The sequence below is a fragment of the Pseudomonas sp. ok272 genome, assembly GCF_900109995.1.
GTDB lineage: Bacteria > Pseudomonadota > Gammaproteobacteria > Pseudomonadales > Pseudomonadaceae > Aquipseudomonas.
The window spans coordinates 235392-253469 of the sequence record NZ_FOCB01000007.1; the positions used below are offsets into that span (position 1 = coordinate 235392).

The window sequence follows — 18078 nt, forward strand, 5'->3', positions numbered from 1 at the left end:
TACGGGATGCTTAGTAGTTGAAAGTCTTGACCAGCAACAGATCGCCAATGGCCCGCAAGGGGACAATGAACGTCTCACGTTTTTCGTCGACGGTGTTTTCGTTGAGCACCAGGGTGATCTGCGAGGTAATCACTTCGTGCTGGCGATTGCCCTCGTCGAAGTTATAGCCGCCGCTGCCGAAGTTGCCCCAATAGTTGACATAAACCAGGTACGTACCGCGCATTGGCGCGGTCATGGTGAACATTTCCGGGCCGGGGCCATCGACCCCATCCGGGTCCAGGCCACCGCCATTGGTCAGCGCAGGGTGGGCGAAAAAGGCATGCTGGCCATCCGGGGTGACAAGGTGCAGGTCAAGTTCGGCCTGCGGAGCGTCCCACCCCAGCACCACGCGAATCCGCGCCGGTACGCGCTGGCGGTTGGCCTCATAAAACTGCACACGTTTGAGCCCCAAGCCGTCGGCACTGCGCACCTCGACACTGTTGGAACCGGCGCCGAACGCATACGGACGGCGGAAACGCCCTTGCTCATCGGTATACAACGGCAGCGGATTGCCATTGACCGCCAGGACATGGCCACCCCGCTGGGTACCGGCGGCCTTGATCTGGCCTTCAATCATCGTGCGATTGCGCTGAATGCCGCGGTCGATGGGCGGCGTGGGATAGGCCACCTGCGGGTAGCCACTGCGGTCGAGCAAGCCGTTGTAGCGCCAACCACCGACCGGCTCGCTCAACTCGGCCGTGGGCTGCGCAGTGGCAGACGCCACCCAGAACAGCGCCAGCAGTGAGAGCAATCGGGGCATCGTTCGTCTCCGGTCATCCATGATGGAACTCGCTACCCCTCCCGTATTGGGCAACGATCCGGGTGAAGGCTAAGGGGTCTGAGGCAATAGAACAATCAGACGCGTGTGAATCTTTGATGCAGAGCACCTTGATGGGGGGCTTTTGGGGGAGGAATGACGGACCGTACCGAGCGAATCAGCCCACTCAGAGCCCCCGCTAGGGATACTTATCTCCAGCCCCGACATGCCGCAATCAACACAACGAAACGTCCGACAGACTTTCAAGGTTGTCCCTAGGACGTGACATCGCTAGTCTTCGGCAATCGCTGCCAAATCAGCGACGGGGCTTGGAAACCCGATGAGTAAACGGCGCAAAGGCGCCGCCCATAACGTATGCTGGCGCTTTTTTACGCCCACGTTTTATGGCGGCTGTGCGCGGGAGACCTTCGGGGTCTGCCGGGCTCGTTTACCCCGGTTTTCCAACCTGCGTACAGCTGCCACCCATTCGCGTGGAAACGAATGAGGCAGCTCCAACCAGTAAACGAGAACCTCATCATGAGCAAACCTTCACCGTCCCAACATCTAACAACCGTCGGCCTCACCCCTTTCTCCATCCTCCACGACCAAGCCTTGTTTCGCGTCAACGCCGGCGTCCCATTGCACGCCGCCCTCTCCCATGCCTCTGATCTGCTCCACCTGGCGAAAATGCTGGCCGAAGACGCCGCCATGGAGCACAAAACCGATCGCTACGCCTGGGCCTCCCACTACTTGCAGGACATGTGCAAGGCGGTGATCGATGACGCGGCAAAGGTGCTAGCAAACCGAAACCATTGAACAATCAAACCACCACTCAACAGGTCGAGCGTTAGCTCGCCTGCAGCTCTTGATCTTGCTTTTGATCTTGATCTGGCTCTTGATCCACCCGCCCCTTCGGCAGGCTGAGCGAAGGTATTCCTCTGGGGATTGGCGCACCGCGCCGTTCGACGCAGTCGAACACATTGCAGGGAGGTGCAGCGAAGCAAACCGGAGGGCAATGCCCCCAGAGGGATACCGCAGCGAAGGAACCCCGAGCCTTAGCGAGGGGCCGGACGCTCGGGGCGAGACCTTTGCTCACTTTGGGCTGGGCCGGCACCCCGGCGTTTGCCAAAGTGAGTCGACCGTCAGGGCGAAACCAACAGTGGCCACACCCGCAGCAACGGATATGTACACCACCCGCCAGAGCCAGGCCGGCCGGGAGGTAGCCCTCGCCCCCACAGTTAGACCTGGGTACATCCACAAAATACAGGTCGACTGATAGGCCGTCTTCGCGAGCAAGCCCGCTCCCACCCTGGTCCACGGCGAACACACATCCGGGGGCAGCTCAATTCCTTGTAGGAGCGAGGCTTGCTCTAATGCCAGTCAGTTAAGCGAAACCCGCGTGGGAGCGAGCCTGCTCGCGATAGCAGTAGGTCAGTCAACGGAGATGTTGGCTGTGTTGCCGTCTTCGCGAGCAGGCTCGCTCCCACAGGTTTGGCGCCTTAACTGACTGGCATTAAGGCTTGCCCGCGAAGGCGGCAAACCTGACGACATCGATGCTGAATGGACTGGCCGGTTCGCGGGCAAGCCTCGCTCCTACGGGCTCAACCCAGATTCCTGCTCGCGATGGTGGTGACGAGCGGCATGGCTAAGACAGTTGCTCCCACAATTTAGATCGCAGTACAGCCGCAAGAGCCAGGCCGACTGATAGACCGCCTTCACCTGCCGTCCATTTGCCCCCCTTCCCCCCATCTGCTAGTGTCGCGCCGGTTTAACGTCTACCGGAAATCGCCGCCATGGCCCGCAAAAAAGCTCCACTGGATTTCGAACAATCCCTCGCCGACCTGCAAACACTGGTCGAACGCCTGGAGAACGGCGAATTGTCGCTGGAAGACTCCCTGACCGCCTTCGAACAAGGCATCGGCTTGACCCGCGACTGCCAGGCAGCACTGGCCCAGGCCGAGCAAAAAGTCCAAGTCCTGCTCGACCGCGACGGCGAACTGAGCGAGGCGCCGTTCGACGCGGAGCAACCTGAATGATCGCCGCCTATTCGGCCAGCAGCCAGGCCCGGGTCAACGCCGCACTGGAAACCCTGTTCATCGCCCCAAGCCCCGAACTGGCCCGCTTGTACCAAGCCATGCGCTACAGCGTGATGAACGGCGGAAAACGCGTACGCCCGCTCCTGGCCTACGCCGCCTGCGAGGCCCTCGGTGGCCAGCCTGAAGACGCCAACGGCGCGGCCTGCGCGGTGGAATTGATCCACGCCTACTCGCTGGTGCACGACGACTTGCCCGCCATGGACGACGACGACCTGCGCCGCGGCCAGCCCACCACCCACAAACAGTTCGATGAAGCCTGCGCGATCCTCGCCGGTGACGGCCTGCAAAGCCTGGCGTTCAGCGCCCTGCTCGAGCCGCGCCTGAACAGCGCCGATGCCGAGACCCGCCTGCAGATGGTCAGCGCCCTGGCCCTGGCCGCCGGCCCCGCCGGCATGGTCGGTGGCCAGGCCATCGACCTGGGTTCCGTGGGCCTGAAGCTCGACCAACAAGCCCTGGAATACATGCACCGGCACAAGACCGGCGCGCTGATCGAAGCCAGCGTCAAGCTCGGCGCCCTGGCCAGCGGGCGGGCGGAAAAGACCGAACTGCGGTCCTTGCAGACCTATGCCCAAGCCATTGGCCTGGCGTTCCAGGTGCAGGACGACATTCTCGACGTCGAAAGCGATACCCAGACCCTGGGCAAACGCCAGGGCGCCGACATCGCCCGTGACAAACCCACTTACCCGGCACTGCTGGGCCTCGATGCGGCCAAGGCCTATGCCCTGGAACTGCGTGACCAGGCCCTGCACGCCCTGCGACCGTTTGACGCGTCGGCCGAGCCGCTGCGTGACCTGGCCCGTTATATCGTCGAACGCCGTCACTGATTCCAGCGCCATTGCCCACCGCGTGTCGGCCAAGTTCCGAGCTCTGCGTGGGCAGCGTGCACAGCATCAGGTAAACTGCCGCCTCTTTTATACCTATAACGATTCGCCTGATGCCCACGACGTTTCATGAGATTCCCCGCAAGCGCCCGACCACGCCCCTGCTCGACCGTGCCAATACGCCGGACGGCCTGCGCCGGTTAGGTGAATCCGAGCTGGAAACCCTGGCCGATGAGTTGCGCCTGGAATTGCTCTACACGGTCGGCCAGACCGGTGGGCATTTCGGGGCGGGCCTTGGCGTGATCGAGCTGACCATCGCGCTGCATTACGTCTTCGACACCCCGGACGACCGGCTGGTGTGGGACGTAGGCCATCAGGCGTACCCGCATAAAATCCTCACGGGCCGTCGCGAGCGCATGGGCACCCTGCGCCAGAAGGACGGCCTGGCCGCCTTCCCGCGGCGTGCCGAGAGCGAGTACGACACCTTTGGCGTCGGCCACTCCAGCACCTCGATCAGCGCCGCCCTGGGCATGGCCATCGCCGCACGCCTGCAGAACAGTGACCGCAAGGCCATTGCGGTGATCGGCGACGGTGCGTTGACCGCCGGTATGGCATTCGAGGCGCTGAACCATGCGCCCGAAGTCGACGCCAACATGCTGGTGATCCTCAACGACAACGACATGTCGATCTCGCGCAATGTCGGCGGGCTGTCGAACTACCTGGCCAAGATCCTTTCCAGCCGCACCTACGCCAGCATGCGCGAAGGCAGCAAAAAGGTCCTGTCGCGCCTGCCCGGCGCCTGGGAAATCGCCCGCCGGACCGAAGAATACGCCAAGGGCATGCTGGTCCCCGGCACCCTGTTCGAGGAACTGGGCTGGAACTACATCGGCCCCATCGATGGCCATGACCTGCCAACCCTGATTGCCACCCTGCGCAACATGCGCGACCTCAAGGGGCCGCAGTTCCTGCACGTGGTCACCAAGAAGGGCAAGGGTTTCGCCCCGGCGGAAGTCGATCCGATCGGCTACCACGCCATCACCAAGCTCGAACCCCTGGATGCGCCCGCCGCCGCGCCGAAGAAAGCCGGTGGGCCAAAGTATTCCGCGGTGTTCGGCGACTGGCTGTGCGACATGGCCGCTGCCGACCCGCGCCTGGTGGGCATTACCCCGGCGATGAAGGAAGGCTCGGACCTGGTGGCGTTCAGCGAACGCTTCCCGCTGCGCTACTTCGACGTGGCGATTGCCGAGCAGCACGCCGTGACCTTCGCGGCCGGCATGGCCTGTGAAGGCGCCAAGCCGGTGGTGGCGATCTACTCGACGTTCCTGCAACGCGGTTATGACCAACTGGTGCATGACGTCGCGGTACAGAACCTCGACGTACTGTTCGCCATCGACCGCGCCGGCCTGGTGGGCGAAGACGGCCCGACCCACGCCGGCAGCTTCGACCTGTCGTTCCTGCGCTGCATCCCCGGCATGCTGGTGATGACCCCGAGCGACGAGAACGAGTTGCGCAAGATGCTCACCACCGGCCACCTGTACCCAGGCCCGGCAGCGGTGCGCTACCCACGCGGGACCGGCCCGAACGCGACCATTGAACAGGACCTGCAACCGATTGAAATCGGCAAGGGCGTGGTCCGTCGCCAGGGCAGCACCGTCGCCCTGCTGGTGTTTGGCGTGCAACTGGCCGAGGCGCTGAAAGTCGCCGAGAAGCTGGATGCCACTGTGGTCGATATGCGCTTCGTCAAACCGCTGGATGAACAGGTGGTGCGCGAAATTGCCGGCCGCCACGAGCTGCTGGTGACCATCGAGGAAAACGCGATCATGGGCGGCGCCGGTGGTGCGGTCAGCGAGTTCCTGGCCCGCGAGAACATCCTCAAGTCGATCCTGCACCTGGGCCTGCCCGACAGCTATGTCGAACACGCCAAGCCGGCGCAGATGCTCGCCGAGTGCGGGCTGGATGAAGCGGGGATCGAAGCGTCGGTACGCGAGCGCCTGCAGTTACTCAACATCTAAGCAAAACCCTGTGTGGGAGCGGGCTTGCTCGCGAAGACGCCGTGTCAGTCGACCTATTCATTGACTGATCGACCGCTTTCGCGAGCAAGCCCACTCCCACAGTGTTTTGTGGACCTATCCAATGTGTGGTTACCCCAACGCTTCAACGGACTCCCCATGAACCTGCCCCGCCTCGCCCTGACCCTCTCGCTGCTGCCCACCGCCAGTGCCCTCGCCGACACCTTCGAGCGTGACCAGGCGCTAAAGCTGCCGGACGTGCTGATCAGCGCCAACCGCCAGGTCGAGGCGCGCAATGACAGCAGCGCCGCCAACACCGTGTTCACCCGCGACGACATCGACCGCCTGCAGCCAGGCAGCGTCACTGACCTGCTCGGCCGGGTGCCGGGGGTGCAGGTCACCCAGGCCGGCGGGCGTGGCAGCCTGGCCAGTGTCTACATTCGCGGCACCACGTCGGCGCAGAGCCTGGTGCTGGTGGATGGCCAACGCATTGGCAGCTCGACCTCCGGCGACAGCAACCTGCAACACTTGAACATCGAGCAGATCGAGCGCGTGGAAGTGCTGCGCGGCTCGCGCTCGGTGATCTACGGCAGCGATGCGATTGGCGGGGTGATCCAGATCTTCACCCGGCGCAGCGCCGAGCCGGGCCTGCAAGCGCGCGTGCATGCCGGCTTTGGCAGCCGGCAGACCTGGGAACGCAGCCTGGGCTTGTCCGGCGGCGACCAGGACACCCGCTTCAACCTCGGCGCCAGCCTGGACGACACCGCCGGCATCAACCGCACCCGCGAATCCTATCCCAGCGACGGCGATCACGACGCCTACCGCAACAAGTCCCTGAGCCTGAGCCTGAGCCACGCGTTCAATGACGAGATTGAGGTGGGGTTCAATGTGCTGGATAACCGGGGTAAGAGTGAGTTCGATAATGGTTTTGGTCGCTCCGTCGAGGTCACGCCAGGCAACTACATAAGTGTTGGCCAGCAACCGTATGACGATTTTGCCGTGAGCAGCTTCAGCAGCTATGTCGATGCACGCCTCAACGATGCATGGAAGTCCCGCATTGAACTGGGGCACAGTGAAAACCGCCAAAAAACACTCGACAAGCTCAGCGACGAGCGCAGCGTGTTCAACACCTACCGCGACTCGGTGAACTGGCAGAACGATGTAACCCTCAACGACCAGAACAGCCTGATCCTGGGCGGTGATTGGTACGAAGATCAGGTCAACAGCACCACGGCATTCGACGAAGACAGCCGCTGGAACCGCGCCGCGTTCATCCAGCATCGTTTTGAAGCCCAACACTTTTCCACCGAACTGGGCCTGCGGCACGACGACAACCAACAGTTCGGCAGCCAGAACACCTGGAGCGGCACGCTGACGGTGCCGGTGAACGTGGACAACGACCTGTTGCTGACCTACAGCGAAGGCTTTCGCGCGCCGACCTTCAACGATCTGTACTACCCGGACTTCAGCAACCCGGACCTCAAGCCCGAGACCTCGAAAAGCTATGAGTTGCAATGGCGCAGCCAGTTGACCGAGACCAGCCGCCTGGAGGCCTCGCTGTACCGCACCGACCTTGAAGACGCGATCATCTTCGGCAGCAACTCGCGTCCGGAAAACATCGCCTCGGCGCGCATCAACGGTTTCGAAGCCGCCCTCAAGCAGGAGCTGTTCGGCTGGCAGAGCAACCTCGGCGTCGCGTTCATCGACCCCCGCGACCGCGACAGCGGCCGCACCCTGGCGCGCCATGCCCGGCGGACGATGAACCTGGACCTGGATCGCCAGTTCGACCGCCTGGGCCTGGGCGCCACCTGGCAGATGGTCAGCAGCAGCTATGACGACAAGGACAACCGCCAGCGCCTCGGCGGCTACGGCCTGCTGGGCCTGCGCAGCAGCTGGGCGCTGAACCGCGAGACCAGCCTGGACATGAAGGTCGACAACCTGCTGGACAAGGACTACACCCGGGCGCTGTACCTGCACGAAGGCAATCAATACGGCTATCGCCAGGAAGGCCGGGCGTTGATGTTTGGGGTGACGTGGACGCCGCAGCTCTGAACTGAGGTTTGGGCGCGATCTTTCGCGAGCAGGCTCGCTCCCACAGGGGATTTGTGAACGCCGCAGATCCTATGTGGGAGCGAGCCTGCTCGCGAACGGTCGCGCCTGGGTCTCAACGCTCCGGCGCAATCAACCGACACAACGTCGCCGTCGCGCCGATCATCTGCCCGCTGGGCCGTTCCAGGCCCTTGTCGGTCACCAACAACAATTGCCCCTCACGCACCGCCCGCACCTGCGGCCAGGCCTTCCACGCATCGAGCTGGGCCTGGCTGCCGGCGAGGATCACCTCGGGGTTGCGCGACAGCACCGACTCGATGCTGACTTGCGGCGCCGGCAGGCGCATGTCGGCAAACACGTTGTGCGCCCCACACACCTCCAGGGCATCGCTGATGATCTGCCCGCCGCCCACGGTGTACAGCGGCTGATCCCAGACCTGATAGAACACCCGCAGCGGCACCTCGCGCCGGTAGCGTTGGCGCAAGGCGTCCAGTTGCCGGCGCAGGTCGGCCGCCAGCGTGCGGCCGCGCTCGGGCCGGCCCAACTGCGTGGCAATCGCCTCAATCTGGGAGGTCAACTGGTCGAGGCTGTGGGGTTCGGCGACGTAGGTGGGGATGCCCAGCCGGCGCAGTTGCTCGCGCTGCCCGGGGCCAACGCTGCCCGGCCATAGCAACAGCAGGTCGGGCTTGAGGCTGAGCAGGCGCTCCATGTCCAACTGACCGTAGCGACCCACCGAAGGCACGGACCGGAGGGCAAGCGGACGCTCGCCGGCATCGAGCACGCCCACCAACAGCTCGGCCGCGCCCAGCTCAACGACGATTTCCGACAGGGAGGGTGCCAGGCTGACCACGCGCTCGACCGCCAGGGCCGGAGCGCTGAAGGCCAGCAGCAGGACCGCCAGCCAACGGTGCATCAGGCCAGTTGACGCGGGATACGGTAGAGGTAGAACAGCACCGTGCTCGACAGCGCCAGCAAGATCAGCGGCACCGCTTCAAGGCCGACGAACACTGCCAGGGCGCCGATCCAGGCCGGCAGCGAGGCGACCAGCAGGGCCGTGCGCCGAGTGGCCGCCAGGGCGGTCCAGGCCGCCGGTTCTTCGGGGGTGTCGAGGGCTTTTTGGGTGGCGATCAGGCCATGCTTGTAGCCACCGAAAAACTTCAGGCTGACAAACATCGACGCCATGCCGGCGATGAAGAACGGCATGGCCAGCACCGGCACGAGGGGTTCGCTGTCACCGAACAGGCTGTTGCTGACCAGCAGCGGCAACAAGGCGAGCGCAAAGTATTGCCACCAATTGACGGACAGTCGCCGCCGGACCTGACCGCGGGTCACGCCCGACCTGCCTCGCCCTGGTGCTCGTTACCCATCATGTGGTCGAGCTTGCTGGCCTTGGTCGCCAGGTAGAGTTTGTTGTGCGGGTTATGGCCGGTGTGCAATGGCACGCGTTCGGCCACGGTGATGCCCATGTCGGTCAGGGCCTGGACCTTGCGCGGGTTGTTGGTCATCAGGCGCAGGGACTTGACCCCCAGGTGTTCGAGCATCGGCAGGCAGATGCCGTAGTCGCGCTGGTCGGCGGCAAAGCCCAGGCGCTCGTTGGCTTGCACCGTGTCGGCGCCACCGTCCTGCAACTCATAGGCGCGGATCTTGTTCAGCAAGCCAATGCCACGGCCTTCCTGACGCAGGTAGAGCAACACGCCTCGACCTTCGCGGGCGATGGCCTGCAACGCCGCTTCCAGTTGCGAGCCGCAGTCGCAACGCTGGCTGAACAAGGCATCCCCCGTCAGGCATTCGGAGTGCAAGCGGCCGAGTACCGGGGCACCATCGGCCACATCACCCAGGCTCAGCACGACGTGCTCGCGGCCGGTGGCCTCTTCGAGAAAGCCATGCATGGTGAATTGCGCAAAGGGTGTTGGCAGCTTGGAAGCGGCGACGAAAACGACAGGCACCGGTGTGCTCCTGATCTAGGTACTGGAGATTCGCAGAGGCGGCATTGTAACAGCAGGTTCCAATGGGCGCTTAGGCTGAATTGTGGGGCATAACAATCAAAAAGACTGATGAAGCGACCAACGTTCCCCTGTGTGGGAGCGAGCCTGCTCGCGAAAACGGTGCGTCAGTCGCCATCACCGTTTACTGATCCCGCGCATTCGCGAGCAGGCTCGCTCCCACAAGGGATCATTGTCACGGGCAGTCAGCTTGGATCAAACGGATAGGGCTGCTGCCAGCGCTCGAAAATCGGTCTCAACTCGCCGCTGCTGACCAACAGCGCCATGCGCTGGTCGTACAGGGCCATCAGCGCGCGCCCCTGCGGCGTCTCGGCGAAGCCCAGGTACAGCGGCAACTCCGCCAAGTGGGTGGTTGTGTAGAGCGCCGGGTCCTTGGCCATGTTCAGGACCACCCCGACCTCGGTCTGCGCATCGATGTAGAAATCAGCCCGGCCCTGCTTGAGCATCAGCAAGATGCCGTTGCGCCGCTCGACCTGATTGAAGCGCCGGACATTGGGCAGGTAGCTTTCAAACCGATAACCGCGCACCCAGGCCAAGCGGTACTGGCCGAGGGTCTCCAGGGTCGGCGTCGGGTTGCTCGCCAGGCCCAGGGCGTAGATGTGATCGGAGTCGTAGCTCCAGCGTGGGTAGAGCACGTTCTGGGCTTCGTCCCGGTAGGACCCCACCAGCGCATCCACCTCGCGGCGTTGCACCAGACCCACCGAGCGTGTGTAGGGCACCGTGCGGATGTCCAGCGCCACGCCCGCCGGCTCGAACACCGCGCGTAACACATCCCAGGCCAGGCCGTGGCCATCGGCAGCGGTGTAGTCTTCCCAGTCCTCGCTGGCCAGGTGAATCCGCGCAGGCAGTGGCGCCCCATCCTGCGCCAAGGCCCCCAGGCAGAACACCGCCAGCACCAGCACCCACAACGCGCGTCCGACCATTGCTTAGCCCCCCTGGCCTATCCCTCGACCATCATTCAGGCGAAATACCAGACCAACCCTTGCATCCCCAACCAGGCGAACACGCCGGCCAGCACATCGTCGAGCATGATACCGATGCCGCCGTGCACGTGCCGATCGATCCAGCGGATCGGCCAGGGCTTGAGAATATCGAAGAAGCGGAACAGCAAAAAACCCGCCAACAGCCAGTACCAACCTTCAGGCACCAGCCACAGGGTGATCCACATCCCGACCATCTCATCCCAGACGATGCCTTCGTGGTCGTGCACACGCAAATCGTCGGCCACCTTGCCGCACAGCCAGACGCCGAACAGCATGGTGATGCCCAGCATCAACCAGTAGCCCCAGTCGGGCAACATTTGCCACAACGGGATAAAGGGTAGCGCAACCAGCGAGCCCCAGGTGCCCGGCGCCTTGGGTAAGGTGCCCGAACCGAAGCCGAACGCCAGGAAGTGCCAAGGGTTGGTCCATACCGAGGGCGGCACGTTCGCCGCAGGGACCTGCTTGGGGTGATCTGTCACGGTGTCTCCCGAAAATGTTGATAACCCCGGGTTTGCGGGGTGATGTCCTGTCCATGTGCATCCAACAGCGTGACGCCCTGCCCTGCCACGACCCGGCCCACCACGTGGATCGGCCAGCCGTCAGCCAGCAACGCCGGCAGATGCCCGGGCGGCAAGGTGAATGCCAGGACGTAATCGTCGCCGCCACTTTGTGCCGCGACGCGGGCGGCCTTCTCGCCGAGAAAGCCGACCAGCGCCGCAGACAGGGGCAGTGTTTCGTTGTCGATCAGCACGCTGACAGCCGAGGCCTTGGCGATGTGTCCGCAATCGGCCAACAGGCCGTCGGAAATATCCAGCGCCGCCGTGGCCTTGCCACGCAACGCCTGCCCCAATGCCAACTGCGGCTGCGGCGACCAGTAATGGGCCAGCAACGCCTGGGCGATGTCCGCCGGCGCCGTGCGCTGGCCCAGCACCAATGGCAAGGCGCCCGCGGCGTTACCCAACTCGCCCCCCACGCACAGCAAGTCGCCCACCTGGGCCCCGCTGCGGGTCAGGGCCTGACCGGCCGGCACGCGGCCGAACACGGTCAGGGTCAAGGTCAACGGGCCGCTCGTGGTGTCACCGCCCACCAAGCGCACCCCGCAGCCCTGCGCCATGGCGTTCAAACCACGGGCGTAGGCATCCAGCCAAGCGGCAGTCACCGTCGGCAGGGTCAGGGCAAGGGTAAACGCGAGGGGGGTGGCGCCCATGGCAGCCAGGTCGCTGACCGCCACCGCCAGCGAGCGCTGGCCGAGCAGAAAGGGATCGCACGGGTCGGCGAAGTGCACGCCGGCCACCAACGTATCGGTGGAAATGGCCAACTGCTCCCCAGCGGGAACCGCCAGCAAGGCGCAGTCGTCGCCAATCCCCAGGACAACGCCATCGCCGCCCTGCGCACAAGGCGCGGCGGCGAAGTAGTTGCGGATCAGCTCGAACTCGCCCATCGGCTAGGTCAAGCGCCGATTAGCGCTTGAACGCCTTCACTTCAGCTTCACGCAGGCGCGGGGCCAGTTTGTCGAGGACACCGTTGACGAACTTGTGGCCGTCGGTGGAGCCGTAGACCTTGGCCAATTCAATGCCTTCGTTGATCACGACGCGGTACGGGACGTCGGCACGCTGCATCAATTCCCAGGTGGACAGGCGCAACACCGCCAGTTCAACCGGGTCCAGCTCTTCGATGGTCAGGTCCAGGCAAGGCGCCAGGGCCATGTCGATTTCGCTCTTGTGCGCCGGAACCCCGTGCAGGATCTCGCGGAAGTAAGCACCGTCGACATCCGTGAAGTCGTTATCGACCCGGAACTGCGCTTCGATCTCATTCAACGACTGCTTGGCCATGTGCCATTGATACAGTGCCTGGGTCGCGAGCTGACGCGCTTCGCGACGCTTGACGCTCTTGGATGGCTTGCCGGCGTCCGCAGGGCGCGGGTCGCGGGGGTTGAAACGATCGCTTTCGTCGCTAATCACTTGGCCTCCAACTGCGCCAGCAGGCTGACCATTTCCAGGGCGGACAGGGCAGCTTCAGCACCTTTGTTGCCGGCCTTGGTGCCGGAACGCTCGATGGCTTGCTCGATGGAATCAACGGTCAGTACGCCAAAGGCCACTGGCACGCCGAACTCCATGGACACCTGGGCCAGGCCCTTGGTGCACTCGCCTGCCACGTATTCGAAGTGCGGGGTGCCGCCACGAATGACCGCGCCCAGGGCGATGATTGCCGCGAACTCGCCCTTCTGAGCGACTTTCTGCGCAACCAGCGGGATTTCGAAGGCGCCAGGGGCACGAATGATGGTGATATCGCTTTCGCTCACGCCATGGCGAACCAGGGCATCAACAGCACCGCTTACCAGGCTTTCAACGACGAAGCTGTTGAAGCGGCCGACAACCAGGGCATAGCTGCCCTTGGGGGCGATGAAGGTACCTTCGATGGTCTTCAGGGTCATTCGACAAATCTCTTAAAGAGCCGGGACACGTTCAGTACGTATCCCTCAGTGATATTTGAACCGCGAACAAGGGGGTGAAAACACCGGCCTTTATTCGGAGGGCACGTATTCTACAACTTCCAGGTCGAAACCGGATATCGCATTAAATTTCATTGGCGCGCTCATCAAGCGCATTTTGCGCACGCCAAGGTCACGCAGAATCTGTGAACCCGCCCCGACCGTGCTGTAGGTGGTCGGTTTTTTCACCACGGCCTGGTCGGCGGTTTCGCGGATATGCGCCAGCAACACGTCGCCCTCGAGCGGGTGCCCCAGCAACAACACCACACCGCTGCCGGCCTCGGCCACCGCGGCCATGGCGGCGCGCAGGCTCCAGCGGCCCGGCTGCTTGACCATCAGCAGGTCGCGCAACGGGTCCATGTTATGCACCCGCACCAGCGTCGGTTCTTCGGCGCAGATGTGGCCCAGGGTCAGGGCCATGTGCACGTCGCCTTCTACCGAATCACGATAGGTCACCAGGTTGAATTGGCCCAGTTCGCTGTCCAGCGGCTGCTCGGCAATCCGCTGAACGGTACGTTCGTGGATCATCCGGTAGTGGATCAAGTCGGCGATGGTGCCAATCTTGATGTTGTGTTCGGCGGCGAAGGTTTCCAGTTCGGCGCGACGGGACATGGTGCCGTCGTCGTTCATCACCTCGCAGATCACCCCGCTCGGCTCGAAACCGGCCATGCGCGCCAGGTCGCAGGCGGCTTCAGTGTGGCCGGCACGGGCCAGGGTGCCGCCGGCCTGGGCCATCAGCGGGAAGATGTGGCCGGGGCTGACGATGTCTTCGGCCTTGGCGTCCTTGGCCGCTGCCGCTTGCACGGTGCGGGCCCGGTCGGCGGCGGAGATGCCGGTGGTCACGCCGGTGGCGGCCTCGATGGACACGGTGAACTTGGTGCCGAAGCCGGAACCGTTGCGCGGCGCCATCAATGGCAGCTTGAGCAGTTCGCAGCGCTCGCGGCTCATCGGCATGCAGATCAGGCCACGGGCGTGCTTGGCCATGAAGTTGATGTGCTCGGGCTGGCAGCACTCGGCGGCCATGATCAGGTCGCCTTCGTTCTCGCGATCTTCGTCATCCATGAGGATGACCATCTTGCCTTGGCGGATGTCTTCAACCAGTTCTTCGATGCTATTGAGCGCCACAAGGCACCCCCTTGAGTCAGGATTTGAGGTAGCCGTTGGCGGCCAGAAAGCTTTCAGTGATGGTGCCGCCCTTCGTCGGTTCGGCGGCCTTGTCACCGAGCAGCAAGCGCTCCAGGTAACGGGCCAGCAAGTCGACTTCCAGGTTCACCCGCCGCCCTGGCTGGTAGGACGCCATGATGGTTTCGCTCAGGGTGTGGGGAATGATGGTCAGCAGGAACTCGGCGCCATCGACCGCGTTCACGGTCAGGCTGGTGCCGTCGACGGTGATCGAGCCTTTGTGGGCGATGTACTTGGCCAGTTCTTTCGGCGCGCGGATCCGGAACTCCACGGCGCGGGCATTATCGCTGCGGGTGACGACTTCGCCGACACCGTCGACGTGGCCGCTGACCAGGTGGCCGCCCAGGCGGGTGGTCGGGGTCAGGGCTTTTTCCAGGTTGACCGGGCTGCCGCCCTTGAGGTCATTCATCGCGGTGCAGTCGAGGGTTTCACGGCTGACATCCGCCGCAAAGCCGTTGCCTGGCAACTCGACGGCAGTCAGGCACACGCCGTTGACCGCGATGCTGTCGCCCAGCTTGACGTCGCTCAGGTCGAGCTTGCCGGTGTCTACGTGGACCCGCACATCTCCGCCCTTGGGGGTCAATGCACGGATACTGCCGATGGATTCGATGATGCCGGTAAACATGAAGTCCTCCTCGAGAACGGGGCCAGCGCTAGCGCAATGGCCGGGAATTATACGCTCGCTGCGGGCACGGGAATGGCAGTGACTCGCCAGTCATCGCCCACAGCACGAATGTCAGTGATTTTAAGCGCCGGCGCATCGGCCATTTGGGTCAGCGGCCAATCCAGCAACGGGCGCGCGGTGGAGCCGAGGAATTTGCCGGCGATGAAGATCTGGTACTCGTCCACCAGGCCTTGCTGAGCAAACGCGCCGGCCAGGCGTGGGCCGGCTTCCACCAACACTTCGTTGGCGCCGCGATGGGCCAGTTCCTGGAGCAGCTTGCGCAAGTCGACCTGGCCGTCTTCACCCGGCACGATCAGGCACTCCGGGCCGCAGGCATATTGCTCCTCCACCGCGACACAGGTGGCGACCAGCGCGGGGCCGGCCTTGAAGAACGGTGCGTCGAGGGGCACGCGCAGGCGGCCGTCGATCAACACCCGCAGCGGTGGGCGACTCATGACCAACGCCGTGTGTTCGGCATCGAGCCCCAGTTCGTCGGCGCGCACGGTCAAGCGCGCGTCATCGGCCAGCACCGTGTCGGCGCCGGTCAACACCACGCTGGCCTGGGCCCGCAGACGCTGGACCGCGCTACGCGCCGCAGGCCCGGTGATCCACTGGCTTTCGCCGCTGGCCATGGCGGTGCGCCCGTCCAGGCTCATGGCCAACTTGACCCGCACGAACGGCAGGCCGTGTTCCATGCGTTTGAGGAAACCTTGGTTGAGCTGACGTGCCTGCGCTTCGAGCACGCCACTGAGCGTGGCGATACCGGCCTGCTCCAGGCGCTGCATGCCGCGACCGGCGACTTCCGGGTTCGGGTCCTGCATGGCGACGACCACCCGCGCCAGGCCGGCATGGACCAGTGCATCGGCGCACGGCGGCGTGCGGCCGTGGTGGCTGCACGGTTCCAGCGTCACGTAGGCGGTCGCGCCCCGGGCGTTTTCACCGGCGGCGCGCAGGGCGTGGACTTCGGCATGGGGCTCGCCGGTACGCACGTGCCAGCCTTCGCCGACGACCTGCCCGTCACGCACGATCACGCATCCGACCCGTGGATTGGGGTGGGTGGTGTAGTGACCCTTGCGCGCCAGCTCCAGGGCTCGCGCCATGTAGTGGGCGTCGAGGACAGCTTGTTGCGGGGAGATGATCATTCTTTTACCGGCTCACGGGCCAGGCGATCGATCTCTTCGCGGAACTCGTTGAGGTCCTGGAAGCGGCGATACACCGAGGCGAAACGAATGTAGGCGACTTCATCGAGCTTTTGCAGCTCTTCCATCACCAGTTCTCCGACCACCAGCGACTTGACCTCGCGCTCGCCCGTGGCCCGCAGCTTGTGCTTGATGTGCACCAGTGAGGACTCCAGGCGTTCGAGGCTCACGGGGCGTTTTTCCAGGGCGCGCAGCATGCCGGCGCGCAGCTTTTCTTCGTCGAATGGCTGGCGGCTGCCGTCAGTCTTGATCAGGCGCGGCAACACCAGTTCGGCGGTCTCGAATGTCGTGAAACGCTCGCCGCAGGCCAGGCATTCACGCCGGCGGCGCACCTGTTCGCCCTCGGCGACCAGTCGCGAGTCGATGACCTTGGTGTCGTTGGCACCGCAGAAGGGACAGTGCATGGTGGCTGGCAACAAAAAAAGGGAGGGCCATGGTAGCGCATCCCGGTGGCAAGACAAGCCATAGGGTTTGCGGTATACAGACGGGCTATAGTGTTTGATCCCTGGATTTGACCTCGCTGGAGCCACCCATGCCGCTACGCCCGCTTGTTTTACTTAGCCTCGCCGGCCTGCTGGTGGCCTGTAGCAGTAATACCCCGACACCCATTGCCCCCGCACCGGGACCCGCCTCGAAAATGACCGAGAAGCAGGCCCAGGCCTCCGTCGAGCTGGGCCCGTTGCCGGCCTACCAGCGTGAACTGAGTGGCACCCTGCAAGGCGCACCCAGCGGTTCGGACGTTGAACTGGCGCTGCTGGTGATCGACGAACGCTCGCGCCCTCAACAATTGCTGGCCAGCGCCACCCTGATCGGCAACAACCACGCACTGCCGTTTCACCTGCGCTTCAACCCGGACGCCTTCCCAGCCGGAGCCCGCGTCGAATTGCGCGGACGCGTGAGCCAGTCCGGGCAGTTGATCCTGCACCTGCCGTCGCAACGCATCCTCCAAGCCAACACCCAGGCGCTGGGCCCGCTGCAATTCGTCACCGCCCCATGAAGGCACCGCTAGACCTGCAACAGGCATTGAGTGAACTGCTGGGCGATGCGCAACTGGTGCCCTGCCCGCTGCCCGATACCGCCCTGCACCTGTGGCTGATCGACGGTGACAACATGGACCGCGCCTTCAGCCCCGAAGAAACCCGCCGCATCCTGCATGAGCCACCGTACTGGAGCTTCTGCTGGGCCAGCGGCCTGGCGATCGCCCGCTACCTGGCCGAATTCCCCGAGTGGGTGGCCGGCAAGCGAGTGCTGGATTTCGGGGCCGGCTCTGGCGTGGCGGGGATCGCAGCAGCCAAGGCCGGGGCGCAAGAAGTGGTGGCCTGCGACCTTGACCCACTGGCAATCGCCGCGTGCCAGGCCAATGCGCAGCTCAATGGCGTGACGCTGAACTATTCGACAGACTTCTTCAACGAAGCCGACCGCTTCGACCTGATCCTGGTGGCCGACGTGCTGTATGACCGCGCCAACCTGCCGCTGCTCGATACGTTTTTGAGTCGAGGCCGGGAAGCCCTGGTGGCGGACTCGCGGGTGCGCGACTTCCGTCATCCCCTGTACCAGCGCATTGAAATGCTGGAGGCCATGACCCTGCCGGACCTGGCCGAACCTGAAGAGTTTCGGCACGTCAGCCTCTACCATGCGCGGCGATAGCTAAACGCTTCGCCGGCAAGCCGGTCTCGCTCCCACAGTGGGCTGCGGTGCATCCAAATCCTGCGTCTGGCCCAGTTACCTGTAGAAGCGAGGCTTGCCCGCGAAGACGTCGGCACACTCAACTATGATGTTGCCGGT

At 64.0% G+C, this 18078-nt stretch carries 20 protein-coding genes; 7 read left to right on the forward strand and 13 right to left on the reverse strand.

All coding sequences use genetic code 11. The features are described from left to right. Positions 1 to 10: 10 nt before the first annotated feature. Positions 11 to 799: a YfaP family protein gene (locus BMW74_RS13020; protein WP_093420394.1), complete on the reverse strand. Its 789-nt coding sequence runs from the start codon at positions 797 to 799 to the stop codon at positions 11 to 13. A 534-nt stretch (positions 800 to 1333) separates the two neighbouring features. On the opposite strand from BMW74_RS13020, the gene BMW74_RS13025 reads away from it, so the two are divergent. The 5 genes from BMW74_RS13025 to BMW74_RS13050 all read left to right on the forward strand — a co-directional run bounded on the left by BMW74_RS13025 (position 1334) and on the right by BMW74_RS13050 (position 7774). Further along, entirely contained in the window at positions 1334 to 1612 is a 279-nt protein-coding gene (locus tag BMW74_RS13025; RefSeq protein ID WP_093420521.1) for a DUF3077 domain-containing protein, read from the forward strand. Positions 1613 to 2589: 977 nt separating this feature from the next. Next, entirely contained in the window at positions 2590 to 2832 is a 243-nt protein-coding gene (locus BMW74_RS13035) for an exodeoxyribonuclease VII small subunit (protein ID WP_093420403.1), read from the forward strand. After that, complete coding sequence (ispA, locus tag BMW74_RS13040) at positions 2829 to 3716, forward strand: (2E,6E)-farnesyl diphosphate synthase (RefSeq protein WP_093420408.1); 888 nt, start codon at positions 2829 to 2831, stop codon at positions 3714 to 3716. The genes BMW74_RS13035 and ispA overlap by 4 nt, the downstream gene beginning before the upstream one ends. Positions 3717 to 3826: 110 nt before the next feature. Beyond that, a complete protein-coding gene (gene dxs / locus BMW74_RS13045) occupies positions 3827 to 5725 on the forward strand; it encodes a 1-deoxy-D-xylulose-5-phosphate synthase (RefSeq protein WP_093420412.1) in 1899 nt (632 codons plus the stop codon). Positions 5726 to 5881: 156 nt separating this feature from the next. Then, positions 5882 to 7774 carry a TonB-dependent receptor domain-containing protein gene (locus BMW74_RS13050; protein ID WP_093420417.1) on the forward strand — a complete coding sequence of 631 codons (1893 nt, stop codon included), beginning with the start codon at positions 5882 to 5884 and terminating at the stop codon, positions 7772 to 7774. Positions 7775 to 7886: 112 nt separating this feature from the next. Here the strand turns inward: BMW74_RS13050 and BMW74_RS13055 are convergent, their stop codons facing one another. From BMW74_RS13055 to nrdR, 12 genes are all read right to left on the reverse strand, one after another. Then, positions 7887 to 8684: a cobalamin-binding protein gene (locus BMW74_RS13055; RefSeq protein ID WP_371911752.1), complete on the reverse strand. Its 798-nt coding sequence runs from the start codon at positions 8682 to 8684 to the stop codon at positions 7887 to 7889. After that, the gene (locus tag BMW74_RS13060; RefSeq protein WP_093420425.1) at positions 8684 to 9103 is read right to left on the reverse strand and encodes an MFS transporter; all 420 of its coding nucleotides are present in this window, start codon (positions 9101 to 9103) and stop codon (positions 8684 to 8686) included. Before BMW74_RS13060 ends, BMW74_RS13055 begins: the two co-directional genes overlap by 1 nt. Beyond that, entirely contained in the window at positions 9100 to 9717 is a 618-nt protein-coding gene (gene ribA / locus BMW74_RS13065; protein WP_093420430.1) for a GTP cyclohydrolase II, read from the reverse strand. Before ribA ends, BMW74_RS13060 begins: the two co-directional genes overlap by 4 nt. A 242-nt stretch (positions 9718 to 9959) precedes the next feature. Further along, a complete protein-coding gene (locus tag BMW74_RS13070) occupies positions 9960 to 10697 on the reverse strand; it encodes a substrate-binding periplasmic protein (RefSeq protein ID WP_093420434.1) in 738 nt (245 codons plus the stop codon). 35 nt (positions 10698 to 10732) lie between these two features. Then, positions 10733 to 11236: a phosphatidylglycerophosphatase A family protein gene (locus BMW74_RS13075; protein ID WP_093420440.1), complete on the reverse strand. Its 504-nt coding sequence runs from the start codon at positions 11234 to 11236 to the stop codon at positions 10733 to 10735. Beyond that, positions 11233 to 12198: a thiamine-phosphate kinase gene (thiL, locus tag BMW74_RS13080; protein ID WP_093420445.1), complete on the reverse strand. Its 966-nt coding sequence runs from the start codon at positions 12196 to 12198 to the stop codon at positions 11233 to 11235. The genes BMW74_RS13075 and thiL overlap by 4 nt, the downstream gene beginning before the upstream one ends. A 19-nt stretch (positions 12199 to 12217) precedes the next feature. Beyond that, positions 12218 to 12718, reverse strand: a complete 501-nt coding sequence (gene nusB / locus BMW74_RS13085) for a transcription antitermination factor NusB (protein WP_093420450.1) — start codon at positions 12716 to 12718, stop codon at positions 12218 to 12220. Beyond that, complete coding sequence (gene ribE / locus BMW74_RS13090; protein WP_093420454.1) at positions 12715 to 13191, reverse strand: 6,7-dimethyl-8-ribityllumazine synthase; 477 nt, start codon at positions 13189 to 13191, stop codon at positions 12715 to 12717. The genes nusB and ribE overlap by 4 nt, the downstream gene beginning before the upstream one ends. Positions 13192 to 13281: 90 nt before the next feature. Further along, positions 13282 to 14373 carry a bifunctional 3,4-dihydroxy-2-butanone-4-phosphate synthase/GTP cyclohydrolase II gene (gene ribBA, locus BMW74_RS13095; RefSeq protein ID WP_093420459.1) on the reverse strand — a complete coding sequence of 364 codons (1092 nt, stop codon included), beginning with the start codon at positions 14371 to 14373 and terminating at the stop codon, positions 13282 to 13284. A gap of 16 nt (positions 14374 to 14389) precedes the next feature. Further along, positions 14390 to 15055: a riboflavin synthase gene (locus tag BMW74_RS13100; protein WP_093420463.1), complete on the reverse strand. Its 666-nt coding sequence runs from the start codon at positions 15053 to 15055 to the stop codon at positions 14390 to 14392. A 47-nt stretch (positions 15056 to 15102) separates the two neighbouring features. Beyond that, positions 15103 to 16236 (reverse strand): bifunctional diaminohydroxyphosphoribosylaminopyrimidine deaminase/5-amino-6-(5-phosphoribosylamino)uracil reductase RibD, encoded by a 1134-nt coding sequence (ribD, locus tag BMW74_RS13105; protein WP_093420468.1) that lies wholly within the window; start codon positions 16234 to 16236, stop codon positions 15103 to 15105. Next, on the reverse strand, positions 16233 to 16697 hold the full coding sequence (nrdR, locus tag BMW74_RS13110; protein WP_175479208.1) for a transcriptional regulator NrdR: 465 nt from the start codon (positions 16695 to 16697) through the stop codon (positions 16233 to 16235). Before nrdR ends, ribD begins: the two co-directional genes overlap by 4 nt. 128 nt (positions 16698 to 16825) lie before the next feature. Between nrdR and BMW74_RS13115 the strand changes: the two genes are divergently transcribed. Together BMW74_RS13115 and BMW74_RS13120 are read left to right on the forward strand one after the other, a co-directional pair. Beyond that, positions 16826 to 17290: a YbaY family lipoprotein gene (locus BMW74_RS13115; RefSeq protein ID WP_093420472.1), complete on the forward strand. Its 465-nt coding sequence runs from the start codon at positions 16826 to 16828 to the stop codon at positions 17288 to 17290. Beyond that, positions 17287 to 17940 carry a class I SAM-dependent methyltransferase gene (locus BMW74_RS13120; RefSeq protein WP_093420476.1) on the forward strand — a complete coding sequence of 218 codons (654 nt, stop codon included), beginning with the start codon at positions 17287 to 17289 and terminating at the stop codon, positions 17938 to 17940. The genes BMW74_RS13115 and BMW74_RS13120 overlap by 4 nt, the downstream gene beginning before the upstream one ends. Positions 17941 to 18078: the final 138 nt, after the last annotated feature.

Coding starts and splice junctions, on each gene's coding strand:
- BMW74_RS13050 (WP_093420417.1), top strand. CDS start 5,882: ATGAACCTGCCCCGCCTCGCCCTGACCCTCTCGCTGCTGCCCACCGCC.
- BMW74_RS13055 (WP_371911752.1), bottom strand. CDS start 8,684: ATGCACCGTTGGCTGGCGGTCCTGCTGCTGGCCTTCAGCGCTCCGGCC.
- thiL (WP_093420445.1), bottom strand. CDS start 12,198: ATGGGCGAGTTCGAGCTGATCCGCAACTACTTCGCCGCCGCGCCTTGT.
- BMW74_RS13020 (WP_093420394.1), bottom strand. CDS start 799: ATGCCCCGATTGCTCTCACTGCTGGCGCTGTTCTGGGTGGCGTCTGCC.
- nrdR (WP_175479208.1), bottom strand. CDS start 16,697: ATGCACTGTCCCTTCTGCGGTGCCAACGACACCAAGGTCATCGACTCG.
- BMW74_RS13115 (WP_093420472.1), top strand. CDS start 16,826: ATGCCGCTACGCCCGCTTGTTTTACTTAGCCTCGCCGGCCTGCTGGTG.
- ribE (WP_093420454.1), bottom strand. CDS start 13,191: ATGACCCTGAAGACCATCGAAGGTACCTTCATCGCCCCCAAGGGCAGC.
- ispA (WP_093420408.1), top strand. CDS start 2,829: ATGATCGCCGCCTATTCGGCCAGCAGCCAGGCCCGGGTCAACGCCGCA.
- dxs (WP_093420412.1), top strand. CDS start 3,827: ATGCCCACGACGTTTCATGAGATTCCCCGCAAGCGCCCGACCACGCCC.
- BMW74_RS13100 (WP_093420463.1), bottom strand. CDS start 15,055: ATGTTTACCGGCATCATCGAATCCATCGGCAGTATCCGTGCATTGACC.
- BMW74_RS13070 (WP_093420434.1), bottom strand. CDS start 10,697: ATGGTCGGACGCGCGTTGTGGGTGCTGGTGCTGGCGGTGTTCTGCCTG.
- BMW74_RS13120 (WP_093420476.1), top strand. CDS start 17,287: ATGAAGGCACCGCTAGACCTGCAACAGGCATTGAGTGAACTGCTGGGC.
- ribD (WP_093420468.1), bottom strand. CDS start 16,236: ATGATCATCTCCCCGCAACAAGCTGTCCTCGACGCCCACTACATGGCG.
- BMW74_RS13025 (WP_093420521.1), top strand. CDS start 1,334: ATGAGCAAACCTTCACCGTCCCAACATCTAACAACCGTCGGCCTCACC.
- BMW74_RS13035 (WP_093420403.1), top strand. CDS start 2,590: ATGGCCCGCAAAAAAGCTCCACTGGATTTCGAACAATCCCTCGCCGAC.